The 1,480-nt window shown below is 70.0% G+C and carries 2 protein-coding genes; one reads left to right on the forward strand and one right to left on the reverse strand.

Annotation, left to right across the window (positions count from 1 at the left end):
• On the forward strand, nt 1–789 hold a 789-nt coding region (locus AC1D00_RS40750; RefSeq protein WP_477014598.1), incomplete at its 5' end, for a dipeptide epimerase.
• On the opposite strand, the gene AC1D00_RS40755 is transcribed toward AC1D00_RS40750, so the two are convergent.
• Nucleotides 759–1,480, reverse strand: a 722-nt coding sequence (locus tag AC1D00_RS40755; protein WP_477014599.1) for an MFS transporter, incomplete at its 5' end; no start/stop codon positions are given. The genes AC1D00_RS40750 and AC1D00_RS40755 overlap by 31 nt on opposite strands.

Raw genomic sequence — 1,480 nt, forward strand, 5'->3', positions numbered from 1 at the left:
ATGCAGGCGGCCGTGGCGGGCGGTATCACCCGCCAGGCGCTGCAGGCCGCCATGCCGCCGGGCGCGGCCCGCAACGCGCTGGATTGCGCCCTGATCGACCTCGAGGCCAAGGCAGCGGGCCTGCGGGCCTGGAACCTGCTCGACCGCCCGGTCCCGGGCGAGCGCACCACCGCCTACACGATCTCGCTGGGCACCCCCGAGGCCATGGCCGCGGCGACCGCGAAAGCGGCGCACCGGCCGCTGCTCAAGATCAAGCTCGGCGGCGACGGCGATCCGGAGCGGATCGCGGCGGTGCGCAAGGCGGCCCCCGAATCCGAGCTGATCGTGGATGCCAACGAGTCCTGGACCGAGGCCAATCTCGAGCACAATCTCGCCGCCTGCGACGCCGTCGGCGTCACCCTGGTCGAGCAGCCGCTGCCGGCCGGCAAGGACGACGCGCTGGCGCGGATCAAGCGGCCGCTCATGGTCTGCGCCGACGAGAGCGTGCATGACCGCATCTCCCTCGCTCCCTTGCGCGAGCGCTACGATGCCGTGAACATCAAGCTCGACAAGACCGGCGGCCTCACCGAGGCGCTCGCGATGGCAGATGCGGCGCAGGCGCTCGGCTTCGAGATCATGATCGGCTGCATGGTCGCGACCTCGCTGTCGATGGCCCCCGCGATGCTGGTGACGCCGCAGGCTCGCTTCGTCGATCTCGACGGCCCGCTGCTGCTGGCGCGCGACCGCGATCACGGCCTGCGCTATGATGACAGCCTGGTCTATCCGCCGGAGTCCTCGCTGTGGGGATGAGCCTTGAGCCGATGCCGCGCCGACCAGATCAGGACCGCGCCGGCCGCGGCCATCGCGGCCATGACGTAATACAGGCCCTCGCCGATGCGGGCGTAGATCGCGCCTGACGCGATCGAGGTCGCAGCTCCCAGCACCCCGTTGCAGGCGGCGTAGTAGCCCTGCCCCCGCGCGATCTGATGCGACGGCACGCGCTGCACCAGGAGGTTCATGGTGCCGACCATGGTCATGCCGAAGGAGAGGCCGTGGCCGAGCTGCACGATCGCGAGCCACGCCAGCGACGGCTCGCTCGCGGTGACGATCCAGCGCACCACGGCGCTCAGGCCGCCGATCGCCATCAGCGTGGATGGATGCAGCGAGAAGCGCGGCGACAGCGCGAACACGACGATCTCGGCGATCACACCCAGCGTCCACAGCGCCGCGATCGTCAGGCCGGCGAGACCATGGAGCTGCCAGGTGATGGCCGAGAACGTGTAAAAGGCGATGTGGCTGCTCTGGATCAGAGCCGCCGAGGCGATCATGGCCCAGAAGGCGGCATCGTGCAGCAGCGTCTTGCCGGCATGCGTCTCCGTCGTCCTCCGCCTGACATCGTCGAGCGGCTGAAGCCGCAGGCCGGCTGCGACCGCAACGACGGCCCACGCGACGATGACCCAGATCAGGTCGCGCGCCGCGATGTGGTCTACGAGATAACCGC

It is taken from the genome of Bradyrhizobium sp. P2_E8 (assembly GCF_056403875.1).